Consider the following 24,855-nt stretch of genomic DNA (forward strand, 5'->3'; position numbering starts at 1 on the left):
GCTCCTCATAAATGAAAACTGAGCATGAGCTTTTAGTCATCTACGAGCGAGACTTACAGATTGCTCGCATGATTCAAGCTGACTTTTTACCAGAGACTTTACCAGAGATACCAGGGTGGGAATTAGCTGCTCGTTTTCATCCAGCGCGGGAAGTTGCTGGAGATTTCTACGATGCTTTTCCCCTAGCTAATAATCGAGTTGGGATTGTGATTGCTGATGTTTGCGACAAAGGAGTAGGTGCAGCGCTGTTCATGTCCCTTTTTCGGAGTTTGATCCGGGCTTTTGCCCAACAGCATTATAATCTTAGCTGGTTGGATGCTCTGAGCGATGATGGCAGTAAGTCAATTCAGGGGATACGCAAACAACCTCCCAGAATCGGCACTACTGCCCTAAAAAATGCTGTTAACCTAACAAATAATTACATAGCCAATAATCATAGCAGGATAAATATGTTTGCCACGCTGTTTTTTGGCGTATTGAATCCAGCTACAGGCTTGTTACACTACATCAACGCTGGACACGAATCTCCCGTAATTATTGGAGCGGATGGCGTCAAGGCTCGACTTAAGACCACTGGCCCAGCTGTTGGCATCATGCCCAATAGAAATTTTGGTATTGACCAAGTTCAGTTGGAACCTGGGGACATCTTGATAGCTTACTCTGATGGTGTAACTGATGCTCGTAACCCAGCAAGCAAGTTTTTTACTGAAGAAAAATTACTATCTTTATTGCAAGAGCCTGCGCCTTCAGCAACTGCGGTGCTAGACCGCATCGAAGCAAGTGTGTATGCTCATATTGCGGATGCCGATCAGTTTGACGATATAACCATGTTAGCCGTGCATCGTGCCTGATTTGAGGCTGATTATACTAGGATCGCAAGGACGAAAGATGTGTGATTTCTAAGTTCTCTCGCACAGTTAATTCTGTTTTGCCACGTTTGCAGGGACTGTACAAAGGATTATTAGTCTCAGGCGCAAGTGTGGTTTTTACGAGTGCGATCGCCACGGCTTTGGTAATGGGTGTGCGAGAAGTTGGTTGGTTGCAAGCACAGGAACTTTGGGCTTTCGACCAATTCATCCAATGGCGTCCTGATGAAGGGCCTGATCCTCGCTTGCTAGTTGTTGCTATCACTGAAGAAGACCTGCATCTGCAAAACACATGGCCATTACCTGATAACATACTAGAGAAGCTCTTGGATAAATTAGAGCGGCAAAAACCGCGGGCGATTGGGTTAGATATTTATCGAGATTTGCCCAAACCACCTGGTAGTAAAGAGTTTACTAAACGGCTGCATGAAAGCGATCGCATTATTACTGTATGCAAAGTCAATGATACTTCAGGAAGCCCCGGAGTTGCACCTCCTCCTGGCGCCCCAGAAAATCATGTGGGATTTGCTGACTTACTTGTAGATTCTGGGGGTATCCTGCGGCGAAGTCTACTGTTTATGAATCCTCCCCCCATAAAGAAGCCAAATGCACAAAACCTCCATTTGTGCCAAAAATCCACCGCTGATCTCTACTCCTTCGGTTTGCGCTTAGCATTAATTTACCTGAAAGTAGAAAAAATTCAGCCAGTTCTTACACAATCTCAGGAGCTAAAGCTAGGCTCAACAGTATTTAAACGCTTACAATCTAATTCTGGCGGCTACCACAATGCTAATTTTGCTGGTTATCAAGTTCTGCTTAACTATCGTTCTCGCCAGCACATTGCCCAACAAGTAACGCTCACAGAAGTATTAACAGATAAAGTTGATCCCAATTTGATTAAGAACCGTGTAGTTCTTATCGGTACTACAGCAGAGAGTATTAAAGATACTTTTTATACACCTTACAGTGGCGGACAACAAAAAGACCAAGAAATGTTGGGCGTGATAATTCATGCACAGGTGGTAAGTCAAATTCTGAGTGCTGTCCTCGATCATCGCCCTCTGTTTTGGTATTGGTCAAACTGGGGCGAGACAATATGGATAGGGGTATGGTCGCTTTCTGGCGGAATATTGGCTTGGTATATTCGCCACCCTCTACACTTTGGGTTAGCTAGTGGTGTTGCGCTAGGAGGTTTATTGGCGGTATGCTTCGGTTTGTTCTTCCAGGGAGCTTGGATACCGCTAGTACCATCTATATACACATTCATTCTAACTGCCGGGAGTGTAGTTATAGTAGACCGATTTAATAAGGCGGGATACACAAAGGCAATTTCCGATCGCCTCAAAAATCCTCTCAAGTTAGACATCGAGATTGACCAGTCGAAGAAAGAGCGCCAAGTTGCCGAGATTACCAAGACAGAATATTTTCAAGACTTACAGAAAAAGGGCAAGGAGCTTAGGAGTAAACGAGCTATAGTCACAAAAAAGAATACGCCTGATATATCTATAAAGGTTAATGAAACTAATAAAAGTCGTAAAACGTCTGAAAGTTTAGATATAAAATATCTCCGACGACTGAAGGATAAAATAAAAAATTTGAAAAATATAAAAGATAAAAAAGATAAAACTGATGAGTAAATTATAAATTCAGGTTATAGTTTAATAATATTAGATGTAGATATTATTTAACATCAAATTGGCTCATAAAAAAATAACAACTGAGAGCAGTTTGTATTAAGCCTTTTACTGAAGCTTTAATTATTAAATACCAATTAAAATCTATACATAATCAAACAAGGTTGAAGATGAAAAGTAATTTTCCCACTTTTGCACCGCTATCTTTATCTTTAGCTACGTTACTGGGAATAAGTGTGAGTGCTACGTTTCCTGAGATGTTAAAGGCCCAATCACCGTCCACAATAGCCAATCAAAGAGTGGCTGAACGTGTAGAAATCGCTAAAACAAAAGTTGATTTTAAGCCTCCTAAAGTCGGAGCGCCTGAGAATCGAAAAGGCGGGGCATCACGTGGCAGTAGTTGTAGTTCTAATCGAAACTCCCTAAAGGCTTTACTGCCAGAAAGTAACCTGGGATTAACTGTAGAAAAATATCCCACTTTCTTTGTATATATTCCGCCAATTTCTACCCAACTAGCAGAGTTCGAGTTACACGAAGGAAATGCTAACAGCACGGTAATTTATAAAACAAGATTTACAGTTCCCAAAACTCCCGGCATTTTTACATTTAGTCTTCCTAATAACAATAGCCTCCAACCTCTAGAAGTTGGGAAGAATTATCACTGGTTCTTTTCCATAATTTGCGATCCTCAAGACCGGAGTGAAGACATTTATGTAGAAGGTTGGGTGCAAAGAATTCAACCGAGTCTTACTCTAGCCAATCAATTAGAGAAAGCAGCACCACGCGATCGCCCTGCTTTATATGCAGAAGCTGGTATATGGCACGAAACCATTAGAACATTAGCAGAATTACGCTACTCTCATCCTCAAGATTCAACTTTACAAGCCGACTGGGAAGAACTACTAAAGTCAGTTGGACTCAGCAAATTTGCCAAAGAGCCGTTAAGTCGTTAGTACTGGGGACTAGAGACAAGGAGACAAGGCAGAGAAATAACTACTATCTCCTGTACAGACGAGACGCGATTAATCGCGTCTCTCCTGCCTGCTACACCAAACTCAAATCTACTCTGACTGTGACATCGTTGAAATCTTTGTCACCAGCCTTTGGTAAATCCTCAAAACCAAAGATGTTATTTGCTAACAAGCTAATATGATCTGCCTTATCAGCATTAGCGCCTAAAAATGGGAAGTAAACTGCTGGATTGTTATTTGGATTGCTGTCAAGAATAGCATCGGGTCTTCCATTGACGATGAGAAATGGTGCAAAAATGGAACCGGGTTGGAAAGTTCCGCTGTAAGTTGCTGTACCTTGGTTATTTACCGTCAGGTCAATACCTGCAACACGCTTAGTAACAGCTGCTTGCGTATAACCAGCTTGTCCGATGAGAATATCGGCTTTGCGATCGCCATTAGTATCAATACCACCATTCTCATCAGCTACTTCATAAAAGCCGATAAAGTTGTTAAACAACGCCTCTCTATTGACTACAAAATCAGCTTTTACCTGTTGTGTCACACCCCGCAAATCAATGACTTCTCCCTGTGGCTTTTCTTGCAAACCTGTGCCTAAAGGGAATGAATCTTTTGTTGCTTGAATCTTCACAACTAAATCTTGGAAGTCATTAACTGTGTTACCAGCCCCATCTTCCCAAGCTAATGAGAAACCATCTGCCCCCAAGTCTGTAATCTTTTGCGTTGAGGGATCAGCAAACAGTACTCCTGTTGCTGGGGTAACTCCAGTTAGTACAGCATCTATGGTGCTGTTTTTTACTAGTAAAAATCTCAGATTTTCCCCAGAGTTGAATTGCAGTAGACGGGTCAGATTGTCTGCATTAAACCCCTTGGGGACATTAGCTAAACTTGAGAAAATAACTTTGGCTCGTTCGAGTGCTGCTTCGGTATAACCGGCTGCACCAGGAGCAATACCGTTAATTTTGCCACTAGCATCATCAACAACAAAGACTCCTAATTGATTGACAAAATTGGCATCGCTTGCTGTAAGTGTAACTTTGAGTTCTGATAGGTCAGTGTTACTGTCAATGGTAAAAACATCATTGTTAGCGTTTTTGGTGAGTGTAGTTGTAGCAACTGACGTTGACTCAGGTTTATTCTTGTCTCCCAGATGAATTATTTCATACTCACCGTTTTCTTTGCGGGTAAACAGAACAGGTTCACCTTTAGGTAACCCAGGTAAATCAGCAAAGGTTCCAGAAATTTCTTGTGTGTTACCCGCGGGAGTTAATGATACCTCTAAACGTAATTGTTCAGCTTCCATAGAGGAGTCATGTTCTTCTTCATGATGATGACTTCCTCCTAAAAAAGTAAATACTTGAATTTGTTCTTTCTCATTAGGTAGCGAATCTTTGGCAATTGTCGTAATGTTGGCATTATTAGTTTGAGTGGGAGCATCATTTGGTTCATCTGGTCTTTGGAGTATATAACCAGATGTGACATCTATTTCTCCTTTGTAGTCGGCTCCGTAGGGTTGAAACTCTTTGGAGAGCAGTGCTGTTTCATGTGATGTATCTTTGCCATTTAAACTACCTTTTTGAGTGATTAATTGCCCACTATAAAGTTCCAGCAATCCGCGTCCACCACTGCCCTGACCGACAATAATATCGTCGTAGTTATCGCCATCAACATCGCCAATTGCGAGGTTAATTTTACCTTTGAAACTCTCGTGGTGAAATGGGTTAAGGCGGCTGAGTAATTTATAATCTTTACCACTATAAATCTCAATTGTTGGTGATATTTCTCCACCTAAACCAACGGCAATATCTGCAAATCCATCGCCATTAATGTCACCAGATGCTACTGATGCGCTTTGATTGGGTGAGCTAGCGATATCTTGAAAAGGAGTGAACTGTGTAATTAATGGGTTTTCGTCTGTCTGTGCATCAATTAGTATTTTGCCATCAAAGACTTTGACTGTGAACTTATCACTAGTTTTATCTAAAGAGCGCTGGATGGTGATGACATCGGTAACATTATCAGTGACATTTTTGTTTTCAGCGTCCTTTTGGCCTTTGTAATTAACATCTGCGATCGCAACGTCTATTCCTTTCTTAAAGCCTGTACCATAAGGTGTCAGACTAAAACCTTGCTGATTGTTAGCTGTAAATAAATCTATTTGCCCAGAACCATCTTCTGAACTCAAACCTAATAAGGTGTTTTTTGTATTCAGAATTGGTCTAAGAATCATCATCATCCCAGCATCTTCATGGAAAAGAATGTGGCAATGATTCACATAACTACCAGGAAAATCCTCAAATTTCATCAGGATTCTGACTACTGATGCCTTAAGTTTGGCTGACTCTTCAGGTTTTGTCGGATCTGCTGGTCTGCCATAGGGATTCTCTTTTGTAGCAGTGCCTTCTACATAAGCAGGTGGTAGCGCAATTGTATCGCTTAAAACCCTCGCAAGGTAGTTGTCCTCTATTTCATCAACCGAGAAACCATTGATTGATAAAACAGTAAAATCATTTTGGTGAATGTGAAATGGATGCCATTCTGGTAAAGGAAAATTTGGGACTGGGATATTTGTACCCGGAATTGTCTTGCCGTCTAAATCTGGATTTGGCAATCCAGATTTGTTTATGACATTCCATATCTCCGTTGTACCCAGCATCGGCATAGCGAGTGGAGGTAAACTCTCACCGGGTGTAGTAGAAAAATACTTTCCGTTGATAGTATAAGTTCCCTCGAATGTTTTTACATTCGTATCTGTGGGATTATTGCCTATCAGTATCGCACCACCTGGATTGGCATCCCAAACAAAATCTCTTTCCCGATCAAACTTTCCTGCCTCTGCCGCAGTTACAAGGTCGTTAATCTTTTGACTTTGTTGGACTAACGTCTCATAAGGTTTAGGAAATTCACCTTCAGGAACTGGATCTCCAGTAACTTCAACTGTTGCTAAAACTTGAGAACCCCAAATTAAATGACCATCATTAAATCCTTTCTTACCTTTAATTAAGGGTGAAACATTGTCACCTAAAATCTCTTCTGTTCCATTAGAAAGGAAGTAATATTTACCCGGTTTATCAAACCAGTGTTGAACAGATACCCTAGATCCAGGATTTAGGACTGGAAAATTTTTTACTTCCCTTCTCACGTCTTCTACTACACCAGCCGCATCACCATCAATAGCAACTAAATTGACTTCTTGGGGAAGAAGTTGCGTACCATCGTCGTATACCAATTGCAATAGATGGAAGGCATTGGTACTCATATTGGCGAATGTAAACAAATCCCATTCACCAGTCTTAAGGTCTAGAGTTGGGTTGTATTGTCCATTGACGGTGTGAATAACGTTTTCTACTGGCTCTGCTAGAGCACCACCACCGTATGTAAAAGAAGGAGGATTTCCTGTGGGATTTCCTGTGGGCTTTTCAGGATTGTAGAATATAGGTTTAGCATTATAACCTTCAAAAACTGCATCAGAAAGTTCATAAACTTTCTTGCCATCTTCGTTACCCAAAACTTCTAAAGGAGTACCCGCAGGAACTTTGACAGTTGGATCAGAACTTTGATTAAGAGGATCGGTAGAACTTGGATCTCTAAGTTCTTGCTGAATTCCAAAAGTATTAATAGCAAATGTATATATTGGACTGGTTGTAGGATTAAAGTTATCCAGATCCGGAATGTTATAAGGAGCGTTAATCGCTAAAAGACCACCCAATCCTGAACCGACTTGATCCGCTACTTCTCCATGTAAATGGGGATGATACCAGTCAACACCTATAAAGTGATTGTCTGGAATTGGTATTTCTATATCTCTAGTTTCACCCGGCTTCAGGCTAACAAGAACATTATCTCCATCTCCTAGAGGTGAGACGTGAAGCCCATGAGTATGTAAGTTAGTTACTTCTTTTAAGTCATTCTCAAGTTTGATTTTGAGTGTGTCTCCAGGCTCTGTAATTAACATGGGGCCTGGAATCTGACCGTTATATCCCCGAAGAAATTCGTAGGGAGTTTTTTCAGATTGTCCTTCGCTATCCTTAAGCCAAGGAATTAACCCATCTCCTGATTTGAGAATCCCGAACCCATCAATGACAGTCTTGCTTAAGTCTGACATTTTCAGGGTTACGTCTAATTCTTTATCTGGCCCCCAACTAGAAAAATAACTACCAGTAAGGCTCTCTTCTTTAAATTGACCATTTTGATGATCCTTTTGCCAATCAAGAAAGGGATCTTTAAAAACAACTTTCTGGTCAGGGTGAGGTAAAACCCGTAAATATTCTTTTTTATCTAAACCTTCGCTCCATTCATCAAAGTTTGTCTGACCAATAATATACGCATTATTCAGTGGATAAGAAACCATGATGTGACTATCTCCTCTAATCTCAAAAAGCCACTTTAAAATCAAGCAAAATCTCAGTTAATATTTTGCTAAAAACGAATAACCGAATAAGTAAGTGGACATAACAAAACTGAGCATACTTTGTATTTTTTAGTTAGCGTTAAAGCGCTTTAACGCTAACTAAAAACTTTAAATTTATGTCTACTTACTTAATTCCTAATTAAAACAGGCTGCAATAAACCCACGTCAAGCGGTCTTACGTCCGTTACGCTGCTAATGAAACAATTCTTTTAAAGTAAAAATTGGTCTGAAATTACAGCACTACGAAAAAACAAACATCTCAACAAAATCTCTTATTCATACTATTATAGCAACTGACAAGAAGCTTAGGACAACAATTAATTCACAATGTACGCTGTTGAAAGCATCTATTGCTAACTTGTCCTAACAGCTTTGGCGACTGCTATAAGTCTAGAATCAAAAATCAAGTTAATAGCTGATTTTAATCGATTTTTAGAAGATGTTGGAAAAGTAGTTTCCCGCCACTAGAAATTATAATTTGTTTTTCACAAGATGTCGAAACAGATAATCTTGCAACGGCAAGGGAGTAACACTAATTTTACCAAGGACTACCAATCATCGTAAAGCCTGCCCAATAATAAGGATGCGATAAATTAAAATTTCCAAGTTGTGCTATTTCTGGTGGTAAGGGCGTTGCTGACCTTAGTGCTACTAGGCGCAGTTGCCCGTTCTCAATATGAATTTGCCCATTGAGCATTTCTATTTGCGCCTGTCTTAGAGCTTCTGATTTAATGGATGATGTTTTCAAGCGTCTATAAAACTCTGTCATTAAAGCTAAAGTTCCGGCATCACTAACAGACCAAAGACTACCCAGCGCTGACTTTACTCCTGCTTCTAGCGCCAACCCTGAGAAGCCGAGTTCTGCTTGCTCATCCCCCAAGGCAGTTTTACAAGCACTCAATACTAACAAATCTACAGGAGGTGTATTCAATCCTAATTGTGGCAGCTGATTTAAGCGCAGCTTAGTATTCCACAATTGAATGTAAGAGTTACTAACTGCTCCAGGTTTAAAGTCTCCGTGAGTTGCTAAGTGAATAATTTTATAAGCTTTTTGTTGCCGTTGCGATCGCAAGTTTTCTACAGTAAATTTGTCATTTAAAAAGCGAATTCCTCCTTTGTTATCCACAATAGTAGATAACTCTATAGGTACAGCAGGCAACGGTTGAAGGTCTTGGAACTCGGACGCCCCCATAGCTAAAACTGAAAAGTCACGGATGTCGGTGTAACGAGTGTCTGTCAGGCTAAAGGCAGGAATCAGACTGATATTATACTTTTCTACCAAAAATTTCTGACCATCATGCAATGCTGAAAATGGTACAGAACGCAAGCCAACGCCTACGCAAAAAACTAAAGTATCTATATCTTGAGCTTTCAGGTCTTTATCAATTGGAGCAAGCAACCATTGATAAAGTTGCTGTGCTGGAGGCAAATAACTAGTAGTGTCAACTCTTCTAACATCACTAAGTTCTGTTTGTAACTCCTTAGCTACTTTGAGTAAAGCCTTTTTGTTAGCTGCTGATATAGTTTTATAAATTGGGTCATTTCTGGGCGTGACTAAGATAATTTCTAACTGTTTATCTTTGGGGATCAAATAGACAACAGCAGACTTATGCCCAGTTTCTTTTTCTATTCTACGCAAGGTAGAACTAGTAGCACTGGCAGACATTAATACCTGAGAATAAGTTCCACCTAGGTAACTTTCATAAGCCTTTTTCCATGTTTTTTCCTGCTCAGTTACAACGTCTTTTACTGGAGGTGGTTGAGGATTCTGATAATTTAATTTTTTATAATCATTAACTTTAGCCTGAGCTGGAAAATAGCCGATAATTCCTGTGATTAAAAATGTCACAGCTAAAAAACTAACTTTGTTCATAAATTTGTACCAGGTTAATTTTTAAGCTTAGTGCATTTAATATGCTGATAAATTTTTTAGCCAATAATCTGTTTAGCGATCGCTTCTACTACTTGGCTGAAAGGATGCTTGGGAAATCGTAAGCAGAAGATATCGCTACTAGCTAGCTGAACCACATCTTCAGAGAGAAGGAGAATACCAGCTACGGATGCGTTGTAGGCTAGTTCTACCTGCTGTTGTAAAGCCTTTAAATCCAAATTAGCTAGCACTTTATTAACCACCAATAACAACTCAGGTACTTCTAACTGGCGGGCTACGTCCACAGTCACAGCAGTACCTTGAAAGTCTTGCCGATCTGGACGCAGGATAATAATCAAAGCATCGGAAATGGTAATTGAGAGAAGAGTCTCTTCATTGAGTCCAGGGTGGGTATCAATAAACAGATACTCTAAATTCAGTTTGTCGATCAGTTCTTGAAAGCCGTCATGTAGTAAACCGACATCGTATCCCTCACGTAGCACCCTAGTAATTTCACCAAGATTTAAAGAGGAAGGAATCAGGTAAATAGCACTCCCTTTCTTGGCTGCATCCTTCAAAGCAGAAGTGACATCATAGGCAGTATCCTCGATATCACAACGGCCCCATAAATAATCATTCAGGGAACGATCCATCGTTTCCTCATCGAAACCGAAAACCACATGAATCCCTGGAGATTGGATGTCAGTATCAATAATGCCAACCCGATACCCATAGCGAGCTACAGTAGCAGCCAAATTAGCAGTGATATTTGATTTACCAGTTCCCCCTCGGAATGAGTGAACAGAGATAATTTTGGGCATGACACACCTTATACCATTTCACTTTAAGGTTGCCATATATAGGCAGCAACGGGAAAGGGGCAGGGGGTAGGGAGCAAGGGGAAAATTACTAATGACGATGTTCACGAAAAAATACAGTATCTAGGGACATGAGTTTATTTACCTACTAATATGACCACTGACCGGCCTCCTATCAGCAATCCGTACTGATTTTCTAGTACTGGTTCTGTCCCAGGAGTCCAGCTTTCATGCGGTGTGGCTCCAGTGTTCACAAAAATATGCCATTGCATTCCTTGAGGCAGTCCTGGAATTTCAAACCACTGACTTTCCCAATGCATATTCATCGCTACATAAATGTAATCGTCACTTACTGTCCCCTCCCTAGCGTGTTTACCACAGAGCATAAAAGCGAGGATACGACTGGCATCAGACCAATCAGCGTTCCATGCCTGAGTTCCATGCCAAGTAATATCAGCATAGCCACTGCCAGCGTAATCGACATTGCGGAAGTGATATTTATTTCTCAGCACGGGGTGGGCATTACGAAAGGCAATGCAGTGCTTAAAAAACTTAAACAATTCTGCATGAGATTCCAATAATTTCCAATCGAGCCAGTTGAGTTCGTTATCGTGGCAATAAGTGTTATTGTTACCGTATTGTGTGCGTCCTACCTCATCCCCCATGAGGATCATTGGCACTCCTTGGCTGACCATCAACATAGCGACAGCATTTTTTATCTGTTGTCGACGCAAGGATTGAATGTCTGGATTGTCAGTCTCACCTTCCCAGCCACAATTCCAACTATCGTTATCATTAGTGCCATCGTTGTTATTTTCACCGTTAGCTTCATTGTGTTTCCCATCATAGGAAACCAAATCCATCAGTGTAAAACCATCATGGCAGGTGATGAAATTAATTGAAGTTGTCGGGCCACGGTCAGCCCAAGCATAGAGATCCGGCGAACCCTGTAGCCGCTGTGCCATGTCTCCTACCAGCCCTGGCTCACCTTTAAGGAATTTACGAATAGTGTCGCGGTACTTACCATTCCACTCTAACCAACGCCCAAATGCCGGGAACGAGCCGACTTGGTAGAGACCGCCTGCATCCCAAGCTTCAGCAATTAGTTTGCAGTTAGCGAGAATTGGGTCAAACGCAAGACTTTCTAACAGTGGTGGGTTCAAGAGTGGTGCGCCCCAAGGATCACGTCCCAAAATCGCCGCCAAATCGAAGCGGAAACCATCAATGTGATACTCAGCAGCCCAATAGCGCAGGCAGTCGAGTACCATATTGCGAACAATCGGATTGTTACAGTTAAGGGTATTACCAGTGCCACTGAAATTAAAGTAGTAGCCCTCTGGAGTCAGCATATAGTAGGTTTTGTTGTCGATTCCGCGAAAGGAAATCGTTGGCCCGTACTCATTACCTTCTGCTGTATGGTTGAAAACAACATCTAGAATTACTTCAATGTCATTTTGATGCAGAGTTTTAATCAACGTTTTGAGTTCATCAACTTGCATCCCATATTTGCCTGTAGCTGCATAACCAGCCTTCGGAGCAAAAAAGCCGACAGTACTGTAACCCCAGTAATTTAGTAGTACTTCCCCTGTTTGCAGATTAGGGCGGCTGTTTTCAAATTCATCAAATTCATAGATGGGCATCAGCTCAATACAGTTGACACCTAGCTCCTTAAGATAAGGGATTTTGTCGCGAATGGCGGCAAATGTCCCTGGATGCTTCACTCCAGCGGAGGGATGGCGAGTGAAACTGCGGACGTGCATTTCATAGATGATTAAATCCTCAGTAGGGATTTGTAGTGGACGCTCACCTTCCCAGTCAAAATCATCAAATGCTAAACGCGATCGATGCTGATATATATTATCCCAGTCGGGTTTTTCTCCCCAAATATCTCTGCCACCAATGATTTTGGCGTATGGGTCTAGGAGAATTTTGCTGGTGTCAAACCAGTGTCCTTGTTTGGGGTCGAAAGGCCCGTCCATGCGGTAGCCGTATTCGAGGTTTTCGTAATCCAATTCAAATACGGTCATGCTGAAGACATTACCAATGCGAAACTCTTCTGGAAATGGAATTTCCGCCATTGGTTCAAGAGCGTGCTTTTTGAACAGTACTAAGGTACAGGATTTGGCATGACGGGAAAAGATGGAAAAGTTAACGCCTCCTGGTACTAAGGTTGCTCCAAAAGGGATCGCACTACCGGGACGTAGCTTAAAGTTTTTGTAACTATGGGTGGGATGGATATCAATTCTCTGCATTTATAGCTCCTTCCTATCGGGCTAGTACAAAAAAGCTGAAGTATGAAGTATGCAGTATGAAATAAACAAACCAGCACAGTAAGTCTTTTGGAGTTTTGTGATGGGTGATTTATTTGTGCTGTCGCGTACTAGTAGTTTGTCACAGCAATTAGGGGAATTTGTAGTAATCAATTTAGTGCTTGAGGAAGGGCTTTAGCCCTCACCACAAGCTATTAAGTGCCTTTGACTTTAACTTTGACATTGAAAGCTTCTAAGGCTTCCTCAAGGCTATTGCGAGTCTGAAAAAAGTCGAGAAATCCAGTCATAGACATTGTGTCTTGAATTTCTTCGGAAAGTCCTACCAAAATGATCTGTCCGCCTTTGGCAGATAATTGTCGGTACAGCGACAGCAGCATCCTTAAGCCAGCACTGGACATATAAGGCACATTAGTCATTTCCAGGATCATTCTGGTTTCAGGTTGGGCTAGTGGTAGAATCTGCTCTTGAGCTAGGGGAGCTGTATTGGTGTCTATATCGCCGACTATTTCTACGACTGTTACTGATGGGAGTGTATTCAGATCAGTCTTCTCTTGATCGACAGCCGTTTTTACTAGTGTTACTGGCAGCAATTCGATGTTAATTGTCATAGCGTAGTGATGAATTCCAAATTTAAATAAATACAACAGTTTTGTGGAGTGTCCACCAACTAAAATCTGATACTTGCGGGGTATCCTAACTTTTAAAGTAGCGATCGCATTTTTGCACTCTTATTTATGCGATCGCCGCTGCAAATTGTTTCGTGTCCGTATATTGCTGAAACTGACAGATTTTTGATGATATTGTGACAGCCAGTTTTAGCGTTGAGTTGTTTTAATTTCTTCACTAATTCGGGACAATTTGCACTTTAACTTTCACTTTTTCTTGTGTATCGGGTAGCTTGACTGTTAAAGCAGTTGCGTCAAAATTGGTATAGTCTTCTTCATTGATCCATACTTGACCAATCCGCACGCTTCCAGGTGGCAAAATATCTGGTTGCACTCGCAGGATGTTGTCTTTAAATGCTCCCGGCTGTGGCTTAAAGTAAAAGTCGATTGGTTGCTTAGTAATTAGTAGGTTGGTGTAAACTACCGACAAATAGCTCAATTCAGTTGAGTGATAACCGCTCATTGAGTGGCTACCTTTAAACCGCTCATTACCCATCAAATAGGGCAAACCGTTCGCCAAAACATTGAAGTAAACACCGCCGTCATCATGGTCGAGGAAGAAAGCATTATAGAAAGCTGCCGCTTCGCGGGCGTGGCGCAAGTATTCCGGCTCTTGAGTTATGCCATGTAGAATCAAGTAGGCTAAAATTGCTTGCTCTTGCTGCCACCAAGCTTTCCGGTCGTGCCAGACGAAGCGGTATTGTTCTTCGCCTTCACCCAGTGTTCGCTCTACGACATCATACCAGCCTCCGCGCTGGCGATCGCTACCCGCATCTGGCATCAGGGCAGCAATTTTTTGTGCCAAATCTGCATATTCAGCTTTGGGTTTGAGGCTTTGCATCCGCATCAGATTCCAGGCAATTTTGAGGTTGTGGCCTACTACAGCGCGGTTTTGCTGCCATCCATAGGTGGTATCGTGGCTCCAATCTTCGTAGAACCGTTCTTGGACAAATGGGCTATTTTCGTAGTCGGGGAAGTATTTAGCGATCGTGTCAAAAGTGTATTCCAGCATATCGGCGTATTTTTGTTCGCCAGTTGCTAGCCACAAATTGATCAGATAAGCTGGTGCGTGATCTCCTACTGAGTTCCAGTTTTTGCGGGCGCGGTTTGTACCCAGAGATTCTGCACGCGGATCTAAAGTTATCGGGTCAATGTGCGAAAAATAACCAACACCATCTTTATCTAAGAAAAAGCGATCAAACAAATCGATAGTCATCTCAGCATCTTTAAGAATGCGGGGATCACCGGTTATTCGATAAGTTTGGATGGGGCCAGCTAGGGCATAAATTTGTTCATAGGCTGGGATGGCATCATAATCATCGCCAAATTCAGACGTAAGTAGTTTTTGCTCTCGGTTACCTGTAACTTGAATACCGTGATACCAGTAAATTAAATCTTCATCTGGATCATAAAATCTCATGTGCTGGCGCAGATACTCTGTACCTTTTTCCGCGCCTTCCAGAAAGCGGTCTTCTCCGGTTAATAAGTAAGCTGAGGCGAAACCATAAACTAGGCGAGAAATCGTATCAGTTTCTTGCAAGAAATCATCACGCTTTTTACTACCAGCCAAGTTGAGGTAAGTGCGATATTCTTTATAATCAATCGGCTGTTCCGGGTAGCCAAACTGCCATTTCAAGTAGGAATCAGCAATTGAACGTATTTGTTTAATCCACCAATCTGCTTCTTCATGCCGATATTTGTTGGGTGCATCACCTGGAAAAACAAGATATTTAACTTCAAACTTATAATCTTGTCCATAAGGATAGAAAACACCATAAGCAAACACGTGCTGACCAGGAGTGAGCATTTCACCAAACCGAGCAGTACAGTCTAGATAAGGTTCCTCTAAGTTTTGGCTAATCCGACCATAGGCGCTAGGGGTGAGGTATGCTTGGTATTCTCGTCCGTCTGATGTTTTGATACCAAATGATTTGTCATTACGGTTAAAGTGGGTGACATAACCGGCGATCGTGTCTGAAAATGAAAAACTCATATGATCCATAAGATTATCTCCAAGATTAGGTATTGGGCATTGGGTATTGGGTACTGGCGATTGGGTATTGGGGATTGGGTATGGATATTCAAAGCTCAAGCAAATATTTAAATAATTTCTTTCCTAGTCACCAGTCACCAGTCCCCCGTCCCTAATCCCTAATCCCTAGTCTCTAGCCTTCAAGCATTTGCTCCAACTTTTACCTTTTGTTCCTGCTTCTCAATTTCTTGTAGAAAAACTTCCATAAATTGGTCTACAACTCCTGGATGTTTTCCTGTTATCAAGTTGCTATCAATAACTAAATCGGCGGTTACGTCACCTTCATAAATAACTTCACCACCTGCATTTTCTACATCACAAATAATATTGTGAGCGCAGGTAACTTGGCGACCTTGAATCAAATCTTTATCAGCACATAAAAGCCACAAAGAATGACAGATTGTACCAATTTTCACACCATCTGTATTCATTGCTTTTCTGAGAAAAACCACTGCTGGGGCTTGATTTTTCTGACCTTTTTTGACAGAAACCTGATATCGCAACCGATCCATAGCATAAGCACCAATACAAATTATGCCTTTGTAATCGGATGGATTTATATCGTTAACTTCTGTGGTCACAACTACATGATCTTCAACTTCCCCGTTATCGGGATTTGAGCCGAATGTTAATTGTGGATTACCCCACAAATGCGAAATGTATTCTACTTCATAACCTTGTTGAGGAAAGTACTCATTGAATTTGCGAAATTCAGTTTGGTCAAAATGTTCTTCAATAAGTACACCAATTTTTCCTTTTAAATCAGTTGTCATAGCTAGCTCACTCTTTAATTATTTGTATGTATTGAATGCCAATCTGTTGATAAATTCAAAGTGTAAATCTGTTCTGTTTCATGTCAGTGAAATCTGAAGAGGCGTCACTCAAGACGGGAGTATTTGGTTTGTTGTTGGATAACTAAAAACGCAACGATTGCACCCAGTGCCACTAAACCAGCACCGAGGTAGAAAGCAGACTGAAAGCCTTGGGTCAATGCGCTTACCAATACCTCTGGTGAGTTACCTTGCGCTGCAATAATTCCTTTAGTGTGAGCGCTGGCGATCGCCACTAGCAACGCCAGAACTATAGCAGCACCTACCTGCTGACTAGTAGCCAGCAACCCGGAGGCTAGCCCGGCATCTTCATCTTTGACCGACATGAAAGCAGCAATAGTTAACGGGACAAAGGAGAGACCAGCGCTAGCACCAACAATGAGCGAAGCTGGTAGCACATGGATTAAATAACTGCCACCGACAGCAACTTGGGCGAAGAGTACCAGACCGATGGCCATTAAAAGCATCCCGGCTGTCAAAACAGGTTTGACACCGAACCTATTCACCATCACCGAGGCAAAACCAGAGGAAGCACCGCCAGCTAGTGCAAAAGGTAAAAAGGCAAGTCCTGAGTTGAGCGCCGACAAGCCTAGCACCTGCTGGAGGTAGAGTGAGATAAAGAACAAGGTACACAACGGCCCAGTGCCGTGAACCAAAGTGACAAGGTTAGCTCCAGTGAGATTACGTAGACGGAAGATTCGCAACGGCACTAGTGGTGCAGGCGATCGCTGCTCAATAATAATGAAGCCGACGAAAAGTAGCACACACAGCAAGAGTAATCCCAGTGTCCGCCCCAAGTGTCCTTCAGCGTTCACGATTGTGAAGACAAGCAGAATTAGCCCTGTTGTACTACAGAAAGCGCCTGCTAAATCGAATTGCCGAGAATCTTTTTTCGTGACAGTCTCATTCAACAATGTTGGAGCAAACAGAGCTGCTGCACCAGCAATGGGTACGTTGACAAATAGCACCCATTCCCAGCCCAGCATCCCAGTCAGTATTCCACCCAAAAGTACGCCAGCTGCGCCACCTGATGCACCCGTAGCTCCCCAAACTCCTAACGCGCGGTTGCGTTCCGAACCTTCAGTGAAAGTCATCGTGAGAATTGACAACGCCGTCGGAGAGCTAAGAGCAGCGCCTAGGCCCTGAAGACTACGCGCTGTAATCAGCATAGCTCCAGAAGTCGCAAGACCTCCCATCAGTGAGGCTAAAGAAAATAGAGTCAGTCCAACGATGAAAACGCGACGGTGGCCGAGTAGGTCTCCTGCACGACCACCAAGCAGGAGAAAGCCCCCAAAAGCAAGTGTATAAGCGTTAATCACCCATTGGAGGTTCTGTTGTGAGAAATCAAACGCTGACTGCATTGAGGGCAAAGCAACGTTAATAATCGATACATCAAGTACGAACATAAACTGTGTAGCACACAGTAGGATCAGCGCTAGCCAACGCCTGGAATCTATTGCAGTCTTAGTGACCATAAGATTTTTTGTGTCATTAGTGAGGCGGGTAGGGGACAGGGAGCAGGGGGCAGAGGGGTAGGGAGCAGAACTAATTTGGAAATAAAGATTATGAGCAAGTCAATTAAGTTATGGTTTCTCCTACACCTCTACACCCTTGAAAAAATAGCGATCGCTATGGTTGTGTTGTAAACACGACTTCGTATAAGTGAAAATCGTGAGGGAATTCTACAGCCTTCTCTACAGGAGCCATAAATTCTTGGCTTTTCAGAGCTGCTTCCAGTGCTTCTTTGCTGCTCCACTGGGCGTAGTTTACAACTCGTGTACCATCCAAGCTTTTGTGGATATTCACAGAGATCAAGCCCTCTTGCTTCTTAGCTTTTTCGATGTTACTTACAAGGTGATCTACTAAGATCTGCTGCTGTTGAGGATTTTCAACTGTGAAGACGTTAATGACGGTGAGTAGACCAGCTTTGTCGCTAATTGTAGCCATGTTCGTCTTAGTTAAAAGTTAGTTTGGTTGGCTATAAAATAATCACAGATGAAGTTGAATCACTGCGAATCTTATAAGCTATTTGTTGGGAAATCAACAAATGAATCTGTGAGTATTCTGCGTTTGGCTCTCAGGCTGCGTCGTCGCAACTGTGTACCAACTCCAAGCACACCCAGAGCGAGGAGCGCTGCATCATACTTCGGTTCTGGAACAGCGTTAACTTGGAAGGAACCTGTAACTGAAGCTTTTCCTTGGAAAGGAGTATTTGGATCTAAACTGAGTTTGCCAATTTCGGAAAAGTCCAGCTTGCCGCTAGCACCTTTAAATTTTCCCTCTCCGCCAGTGATCGTATAAACACCTGTAGTTGTTGCTGTGAGAGTCTGGAAATCAATTAACCCAACGGCACTATCGCTTGCAAATAACTTGTCTCCACCGCTGCCTTCGATGACAACCGAGCCAGCAGGGAAACCCTGTAAGCCAAATTTTGTAGGATTTGTGTCAAAGGTGAATTTGCCAGTATTGAAGTCAGTTAGACCGTAGACCAGGCCGCTAAGAGTATTCAGTCCAAAAGAAGCGTTCGTACTTTTCCATGAGGGGGATACCTGTACGATGTTTGGAGCGGCGTTAACTGAGGTATTTAATGTGTCGTAGTTGGCACTAAATGTATAATTAATTTGGGCGCTAACTGCCGGACGAATTGAGCCAAAAGTTACTAAACAAACAGTTACAGGTAAAAGCCATTTAGAATTTGAGCGGAGCATACTATACCCTTATTACAAACAGTTGGACGTACTTTTAAGCTTTTTTCAACTTATGACTAGGCAAAAACAAAGTCGTTAGCCGTTAATTCGTTGGACAAAATGCCTGACACGTTTGCTAAAGAATACTCTGTACCGCCTAATGTGGCGAGAATGCTGGTGCTGCGGAGGTCGCCATAAACAGGTAGTAACTTCAAATCATCAAAGTCAGAAATCCCACTAACGCCGCTGATGTAAATCTTGTCAACACCCAATTCAAAGTCTGCAATGATGTTGCGCGTATCTTGCAAAGTTGGCAGTACGGGAAAAGGTGGTGGTAACGGTACTGATTGTCTGGGGTCAAGCACAGTATCGGGAATTCTACCGTTAGCAATCCAGAACTGGTCAGTCCCAGCATTACCGTAGAGAACGTTTTCGCCACCATTGACAATAAACAGTGTATCGTCTCCGTCACCCCCAACTAGTTGATCTTGCTTGCCAGCTATGAGGAAGTCGTTCCCCTCACCGCCATCCAGAAGGTTGCGACCAGTACCGCTAGAGGCATCGAGTAAGTCTTCTCCTTTTTCGCCAAATAGGCGATCGTCCTGAGTGGCATAGAGTTCATCATTACCTTTACCACCGTAAACCCGAAGATTCTTGCGATTAGGCTGAGAAAATACATCATCTCCATCACCCAAGAAAACCAGTTGCTTGTGGGAGGCACGTCCTTGAGGCTTTAAAGGTGAAGGAATCGGTGCTGGCTCAAGGTTTCCCTGTGGTACTGAAACTGCTAGTGACTCTACTTTTGCTGTGCCAAAGTTAGCGATCGCATATTCATTTCCTGGGGCGATTTCCACAAAGGTGTCTGGCCCAGCCAGTCTGACTTCATCACCAATTTTGACTGATAGTTGTCCTTGTTTTACATATAAAATTTCATGGTTCTCACTTTTAATTGGCACGCCAAAATCATCAGTGGTGCGACCAATTTGACCACGAATTTCGCCAGCCGGATTACCTTGGGTGTGAACCTGGAAGTAGTAATCAGATTCTTGCCCTGGTAAACCAGTACCAGTCAGAAAATCTTTTAATTCCTTGGGAATATCTGCCTCTTTCTGAGTCCAGATACCCTTGAGTGTGGTGGAACCATCCGCATTCAATTTTATAGTCAGGTTGTCTTCATCTTGATGGTGCGGATCTAAGATATTAAAGACGTGTCCACCATTGCTGCCGCGATCGCCTGAGTGGATATGAATTGCAGTAACATCATCTAACTCATTATCAGGAGTTTGAGGAGTGCCACCTGGTAACAATTCCCCAAAGTCTAAGCCAGTTACTGTCAAATCATAGAAAAGAGCATTCCCTGTTCTCAAAGGTTTGATATTAGCAACGCCAGTCGCTAACGATTTACTATCCTTAACCACTTGGCTGGCATTTAAGTTAGCTTGAACAAAAGTATCAGCCGCTTGCGGCGCAAGCGAAAATTCGTTATATGCAAACTTATTCCCAGTTTCTGTAAAGCTAGCTAGGGAAGTGTATTCAATTCCAAACGGCCCGGTAAATGTTGGTCGCTGCGGTAACCCTGGCTGATTCCCAGTTGTCCAAACTTTAAAACCATCAATTTTGGAAAGGGCGATCGCTTGCTGGACAACATCAGGCTTGGCGTCTTCTGGAAGCACCAGTAAATAATCAAGTGCATCTGCGGGTGGTTGAAAATCTGGCCCTGCAAACGATATACCTGCCTTAGTCCGCAACGAAAATTCTGCTAGGTTGATAAAGGTTGCTTCATCAGGTGGAATAACAGGTACGGGGTCATTCCTATTTATGACTCGTTCAGCTACAGTACTGAAGAAGAGGTCTAACGCCCCAGGAGTAGTTAACGAAAGTGTTCTTGCTCCCGGAGTTTTTCCCGATATCGATACCTGCGAGTCTAAGTTACGATAGCCGTGGACTCTATCTTTGGGGCCGAAGATCAAACTGCCTTCGGGCAGTACCAAACTATTAGTCCCTTGGTTACCTAAGTTGTATTGAATTTCCCCAGCAGTTATGTACCACGTTTCTTGTTCGTAAGGATGGAAGTGTGGTGGCGGCCCACCCCCAACTGGCAAGAAGAAATCGAAAAAGTTGTAGGAAAAGTCAGTCTCCCGCGAAGTTGCTAAAAACGTATACAAATCACCTGAACCATAGACAGCCGCACGAGTTGGATCGTCTTGTGGTACAAGCAAATAATCATCAACAACTTTACCTCGTGTAGAAGGTGGGATGCTAACGTAGGGGCCTGTATTATGTGTCATCGGCGTGAATTTCCAGTCGGTGTTGGTTTTATGGTGAATAACAGGCTACTTGGTACTGAAGCTGTTGGGGTTTTGGTGACTAAGAGTTAGGGGCGCACAGCTGTACGCCCCTACAGCTGATTCAACTGCTTTTAAATGTTTTAAATGCGGACACCAGTTGCAGAAGCATCTGGATAAACTCGCCATTCGTAAATCTTATCGCCATCAAAACGATAGATATCGACACAAGGAACTTGAACGAATCGCTTGTCTTGTTTATGGATATAATTAGCATCCATTTCTAAAATGATGGTGTTGCCAATCTCCCAAATTCCTCGTGTATTGTGGGTTGTGAGTTTGAGAGTTTTATAGATATGAGCCAACAAATCTCGACAAGCTTCTGGGCCAATTACAGGGTCATTTGCACCGATTTTGTAAAGTAAATTGGGGGTAAAGAATGTCATAAATTGATCCCAATTTTCAGCGTGCAAAGCCTCATACATTTTTTCCAGCGTTTTCGTCAATGAACCGCCAGAAGTCGCAGCTTTTGGCTGTGCTTCATTGTTATCAAAGACGAATACCGGATCGATATTCATATAAATTCGCAATTCCTGGACTTTATCGCCTTTGAAGACAATTGTGTCGCAGCAAGGAAGTGTGAACACTTTACCGTCATGGCGAATGTAAGTAACATCCATTTCACAGACAACTGTGTCTCCTACTTCCCACATATTCTTAATGTGGTGGTAAACTTTGGCAACCGTTTGCAGGAACCCAACAGAAGAGTCTCTAATACCTTGCGGCCCATAAGCAACGGGGAAGTTGCTAAATTGATAGTGGGCGTCTTCAGTGTAGAACTTAACGAAGTTTTCTACATTCATCGATTCGCCAGCTTGAAACATCCGCCGCACGATTTCAGATTTTGTACCAACAAATGTCTGTGAATGTGCCAGTGTCATTGTTTTTTCCTCCTGATTATTTTTACTTTCAATAATATGTTTTAGATGTTGAGCAGCTTGAGCGATCGCTTCTGGTTGAGCAGCTTTAATAAACCACTCTGCCTCTTTTTGTTGCAGAGCTGTTTCGCTAATTGGCTGCAAATCTATTGTGTAAGTTAATATTGGCAAAGACCCAGAATTACCATTACTAGCTAGGGTCACTTGATTACTTAACTCACCTGTAAAAAGTGGATGATCCACTACAGTAAATGTTATTTTTCCGGTTTGCTGATCTACAGTGACTTTTTCTTTCATATGCATTCCCGGCGTTCTAATTTCGCGGAGAATGCCATTTTCATATCTCTCCAAAATCTTCAATTCTTCAACCTTATGAGGGATATAAGGTTGAGGATTTTGCATTTTGTCGAGTAAAACTTCCCAAACAGTACTGTAGTTGGCATTAACAGGAATACTATATGTGGCGTACAGTTTATGAGGATCTAATTTTTGTTTTTGAGAATTTAAAAACCAATAATTTGTCCCGTTAGCTTGGTTATATTCCGCTTCTGCTCTGGTGAAATTCTCTTTAGCTTTACGAGTTACTTGATTAAATTCTAGCTGTTCCCCGTTCGGCCCTTTACAGTAAAATAATGCCCATCCCTCAAAATCACCAGTGAAGTCAGTCTTGGCAAATTTGGGGGCAAGTTTTTTTATTTCTTCGGTTGAGTTAGCCCGAATAATTCGGTTAACAACTACCTCAGTCATGCCTCTTCTTTGACACTCTTCTTCTAATTTTTTCGCAAAATCATCAATATCCACATCATCTTTCACATAAAAAGAAAGATGCGGAGCATTAGTATAACCAACAGAAGAAGGTATTTTTTCAAAGAAGTTCGGTGCTGCCATTGTTAACTTAGCATCCCGAAAATGAATTAATTCAACAACTGTATTACCAAAAGAAATGAATCTAACATCTAAAGACATATCTGAACCATCTCTGATGTTGGCAACACCTAGAGCTTTTGGATCAAGACCTTTATCTAATGCCTCAACTTCCTCCTTTTGAAATAGTAGATTATGCAATGCTTCGCCGTAAAATCCATCTCCACCAATAGCAACTTTACCTCCTAATATATCTAGGTAAAATTCTAGAGATTTCGGCATATCATAAACTGTCATTCCAAAGTGTTGTACACCTTGCAGGTAATGACCTAATCCAGACTTACCATTCTGCCAATTTTGTTGATCGCTCATAAGAGAAACTACGTCCTCCTTAAGTTGATTTGTTGCTCCAGCTTTCACAATCAAATCTGCAACTTTAGAACTACATTGACCCGCCAAAGTCATTTTGCTGTCATAAACAAAGGTGTAAGCAGTTTGCTCAGGAAAAGGTAAAAGCTGCTTGACATACTTAGCCAAATCTTGAACAGCAACTGCGTATTCTTTGGAAGCAAAGAATGTTTCCATTTCCAAAGGATTGGCAAAAGCAATTTCAAAAGCAGCTTGATACTGCTTCTCTGGAGCTTCATAATGAGATACTCCAGGCGCATCTGGGCGAGAAGTAGAAGTATCTACTTCTTCTAATAAATGCAGTCGGAATTTCAGAATAGAATCACTTTGGATAACAGCTGGTGCAAAGCTGTCTGTTAGATATTTGCGAAAAGCTTCTACACTCACGCCATCAGATTTTTTCACCATGACGTGGAACTTGATTAGACCTAGTTCTCCGTTGGGTTCACCCGTGGTAATGCTATCAATATATGTTTTAGAATTACCAGAGCTGGTATTGTAACCAATTGCTTTACTAAATATATTGCGCTCGTCATCCATAAGAATGGCAGCAGATTTGAACCAGATATCACGTTCAGCTTCTGATTCAAAGGTTAATTCGGCAATTCCAGTAAACTGATCTTCTTCAGTACAGGTATAGTCCACACCGCCGACTGTCGGCCAAATCCCACCATCATAGTGAGCTACGTGAAATTGCCAGTATTGATGTTGACCTGGAAGACGGGCGCAAAGTGGGCCATGTACATTTCTCCAATAGTCAGAGAAAAGTTCTCTAGAAATACTTTTGCGTTTCCACAAACATAGATAGAAGGCGACTTTGCCTTTTTGGTCACGGATTGAGTAATCGACCTTTCTTACTGCTGTTGTCATTGATTTTTTCCTTATTTCAAAAATCTGATTCAGCACACCGAAGCAGCCTGCGACTTTATTAAATCCCGCATAAACGCACATAAATAAAAGAATTTCTGTGATTTCTTCGTAAGTGGCTCCCTGTTTAAGAGCCATATCCACGTGTGCTGCAAAAGGACTGCCGGGGCCTTTGTGATTTTGATTGACAACATCAACTGCGATCGCAATTAGTGCCTTAGTCTTTTGGTCAATTAATGGTAAACCCCATGCTTCACCAGCTACACGAGTAACAAAATCGCCAAACTTCGGATTAATACTTTTTAAACCTGCTTGCAGTTTCAAGTCATCCAAAACTGCATTTTTGTATTTCTGATGCTCATCTAATATCATTTTGTTTGATTGCAGCTAATTTCTGATTTGGAGAAAAGCTCTTTTACAGAGCCTTTCAAAATCCCAA

General features: G+C 42.1%; 16 protein-coding genes. 3 read left to right on the forward strand and 13 right to left on the reverse strand.

Annotated elements, in window-relative coordinates; genetic code table 11:
• The first annotated feature begins 11 nt into the window (after positions 1–11).
• From WKK05_RS09955 to WKK05_RS09965, 3 genes are all read left to right on the forward strand, one after another.
• On the forward strand, positions 12–851 hold the full coding sequence (locus WKK05_RS09955) for a PP2C family protein-serine/threonine phosphatase (protein ID WP_341529569.1): 840 nt from the start codon (positions 12–14) through the stop codon (positions 849–851).
• Between the two features lie 41 nt (positions 852–892).
• On the forward strand, positions 893–2,503 hold the full coding sequence (locus WKK05_RS09960) for a CHASE2 domain-containing protein (RefSeq protein ID WP_341529570.1): 1,611 nt from the start codon (positions 893–895) through the stop codon (positions 2,501–2,503).
• A 167-nt stretch (positions 2,504–2,670) separates the two neighbouring features.
• Complete coding sequence (locus WKK05_RS09965; protein ID WP_341529571.1) at positions 2,671–3,453, forward strand: DUF928 domain-containing protein; 783 nt, start codon at positions 2,671–2,673, stop codon at positions 3,451–3,453.
• Positions 3,454–3,544: 91 nt separating this feature from the next.
• On the opposite strand, the gene WKK05_RS09970 is transcribed toward WKK05_RS09965, so the two are convergent.
• The 13 genes from WKK05_RS09970 to WKK05_RS10030 all read right to left on the reverse strand — a co-directional run bounded on the left by WKK05_RS09970 (position 3,545) and on the right by WKK05_RS10030 (position 24,788).
• Positions 3,545–7,822, reverse strand: coding sequence for a DUF4114 domain-containing protein (locus tag WKK05_RS09970; RefSeq protein WP_341529572.1), 4,278 nt, complete (start codon positions 7,820–7,822; stop codon positions 3,545–3,547).
• 598 nt (positions 7,823–8,420) lie between these two features.
• Positions 8,421–9,755, reverse strand: a complete 1,335-nt coding sequence (locus WKK05_RS09975) for a CHAT domain-containing protein (protein ID WP_341529573.1) — start codon at positions 9,753–9,755, stop codon at positions 8,421–8,423.
• Positions 9,756–9,811: 56 nt separating this feature from the next.
• Positions 9,812–10,573: a MinD/ParA family protein gene (locus WKK05_RS09980; protein ID WP_341529574.1), complete on the reverse strand. Its 762-nt coding sequence runs from the start codon at positions 10,571–10,573 to the stop codon at positions 9,812–9,814.
• Positions 10,574–10,707: 134 nt separating this feature from the next.
• A complete protein-coding gene (glgX, locus tag WKK05_RS09985; RefSeq protein ID WP_341529575.1) occupies positions 10,708–12,822 on the reverse strand; it encodes a glycogen debranching protein GlgX in 2,115 nt (704 codons plus the stop codon).
• 212 nt (positions 12,823–13,034) lie between these two features.
• Complete coding sequence (locus WKK05_RS09990; RefSeq protein WP_341529576.1) at positions 13,035–13,448, reverse strand: STAS domain-containing protein; 414 nt, start codon at positions 13,446–13,448, stop codon at positions 13,035–13,037.
• Positions 13,449–13,540: 92 nt separating this feature from the next.
• The gene (locus tag WKK05_RS09995) at positions 13,541–13,684 is read right to left on the reverse strand and encodes a hypothetical protein (RefSeq protein WP_341529577.1); all 144 of its coding nucleotides are present in this window, start codon (positions 13,682–13,684) and stop codon (positions 13,541–13,543) included.
• Positions 13,684–15,507: an AGE family epimerase/isomerase gene (locus tag WKK05_RS10000; RefSeq protein WP_341529578.1), complete on the reverse strand. Its 1,824-nt coding sequence runs from the start codon at positions 15,505–15,507 to the stop codon at positions 13,684–13,686. The genes WKK05_RS09995 and WKK05_RS10000 overlap by 1 nt, the downstream gene beginning before the upstream one ends.
• Before the next feature lie 170 nt (positions 15,508–15,677).
• Positions 15,678–16,310: a DJ-1/PfpI family protein gene (locus WKK05_RS10005; protein WP_341529579.1), complete on the reverse strand. Its 633-nt coding sequence runs from the start codon at positions 16,308–16,310 to the stop codon at positions 15,678–15,680.
• Positions 16,311–16,414: 104 nt separating this feature from the next.
• Positions 16,415–17,842: an MFS transporter gene (locus WKK05_RS10010; RefSeq protein ID WP_341529580.1), complete on the reverse strand. Its 1,428-nt coding sequence runs from the start codon at positions 17,840–17,842 to the stop codon at positions 16,415–16,417.
• Positions 17,843–17,996: 154 nt separating this feature from the next.
• A complete protein-coding gene (locus WKK05_RS10015; RefSeq protein WP_341529581.1) occupies positions 17,997–18,314 on the reverse strand; it encodes an antibiotic biosynthesis monooxygenase family protein in 318 nt (105 codons plus the stop codon).
• Positions 18,315–18,385: 71 nt separating this feature from the next.
• Positions 18,386–19,075 (reverse strand): hypothetical protein, encoded by a 690-nt coding sequence (locus WKK05_RS10020; protein WP_341529582.1) that lies wholly within the window; start codon positions 19,073–19,075, stop codon positions 18,386–18,388.
• Between the two features lie 56 nt (positions 19,076–19,131).
• Positions 19,132–21,342, reverse strand: coding sequence for a CHRD domain-containing protein (locus WKK05_RS10025; RefSeq protein WP_341529583.1), 2,211 nt, complete (start codon positions 21,340–21,342; stop codon positions 19,132–19,134).
• A 140-nt stretch (positions 21,343–21,482) separates the two neighbouring features.
• A complete protein-coding gene (locus WKK05_RS10030; RefSeq protein WP_341529584.1) occupies positions 21,483–24,788 on the reverse strand; it encodes an AtaL-like protein in 3,306 nt (1,101 codons plus the stop codon).
• Positions 24,789–24,855 lie beyond the last annotated feature (67 nt).

The organism is Nostoc sp. UHCC 0302 (assembly GCF_038096175.1).
Lineage (GTDB): Bacteria > Cyanobacteriota > Cyanobacteriia > Cyanobacteriales > Nostocaceae > UHCC-0302.

What these genes read in the sequence shown, in the direction of transcription:
- WKK05_RS10010 (WP_341529580.1), bottom strand. Translation starts at nt 17,842, where the DNA reads ATGGTCACTAAGACTGCAATAGATTCCAGGCGTTGGCTAGCGCTGATC.
- WKK05_RS10020 (WP_341529582.1), bottom strand. Translation starts at nt 19,075, where the DNA reads ATGCTCCGCTCAAATTCTAAATGGCTTTTACCTGTAACTGTTTGTTTA.
- WKK05_RS09965 (WP_341529571.1), top strand. Translation starts at nt 2,671, where the DNA reads ATGAAAAGTAATTTTCCCACTTTTGCACCGCTATCTTTATCTTTAGCT.
- WKK05_RS09970 (WP_341529572.1), bottom strand. Translation starts at nt 7,822, where the DNA reads ATGGTTTCTTATCCACTGAATAATGCGTATATTATTGGTCAGACAAAC.
- WKK05_RS10000 (WP_341529578.1), bottom strand. Translation starts at nt 15,507, where the DNA reads ATGGATCATATGAGTTTTTCATTTTCAGACACGATCGCCGGTTATGTC.
- WKK05_RS09980 (WP_341529574.1), bottom strand. Translation starts at nt 10,573, where the DNA reads ATGCCCAAAATTATCTCTGTTCACTCATTCCGAGGGGGAACTGGTAAA.
- WKK05_RS10030 (WP_341529584.1), bottom strand. Translation starts at nt 24,788, where the DNA reads ATGATATTAGATGAGCATCAGAAATACAAAAATGCAGTTTTGGATGAC.
- glgX (WP_341529575.1), bottom strand. Translation starts at nt 12,822, where the DNA reads ATGCAGAGAATTGATATCCATCCCACCCATAGTTACAAAAACTTTAAG.
- WKK05_RS10015 (WP_341529581.1), bottom strand. Translation starts at nt 18,314, where the DNA reads ATGGCTACAATTAGCGACAAAGCTGGTCTACTCACCGTCATTAACGTC.
- WKK05_RS09955 (WP_341529569.1), top strand. Translation starts at nt 12, where the DNA reads ATGAAAACTGAGCATGAGCTTTTAGTCATCTACGAGCGAGACTTACAG.
- WKK05_RS09990 (WP_341529576.1), bottom strand. Translation starts at nt 13,448, where the DNA reads ATGACAATTAACATCGAATTGCTGCCAGTAACACTAGTAAAAACGGCT.
- WKK05_RS10025 (WP_341529583.1), bottom strand. Translation starts at nt 21,342, where the DNA reads ATGACACATAATACAGGCCCCTACGTTAGCATCCCACCTTCTACACGA.
- WKK05_RS10005 (WP_341529579.1), bottom strand. Translation starts at nt 16,310, where the DNA reads ATGACAACTGATTTAAAAGGAAAAATTGGTGTACTTATTGAAGAACAT.
- WKK05_RS09975 (WP_341529573.1), bottom strand. Translation starts at nt 9,755, where the DNA reads ATGAACAAAGTTAGTTTTTTAGCTGTGACATTTTTAATCACAGGAATT.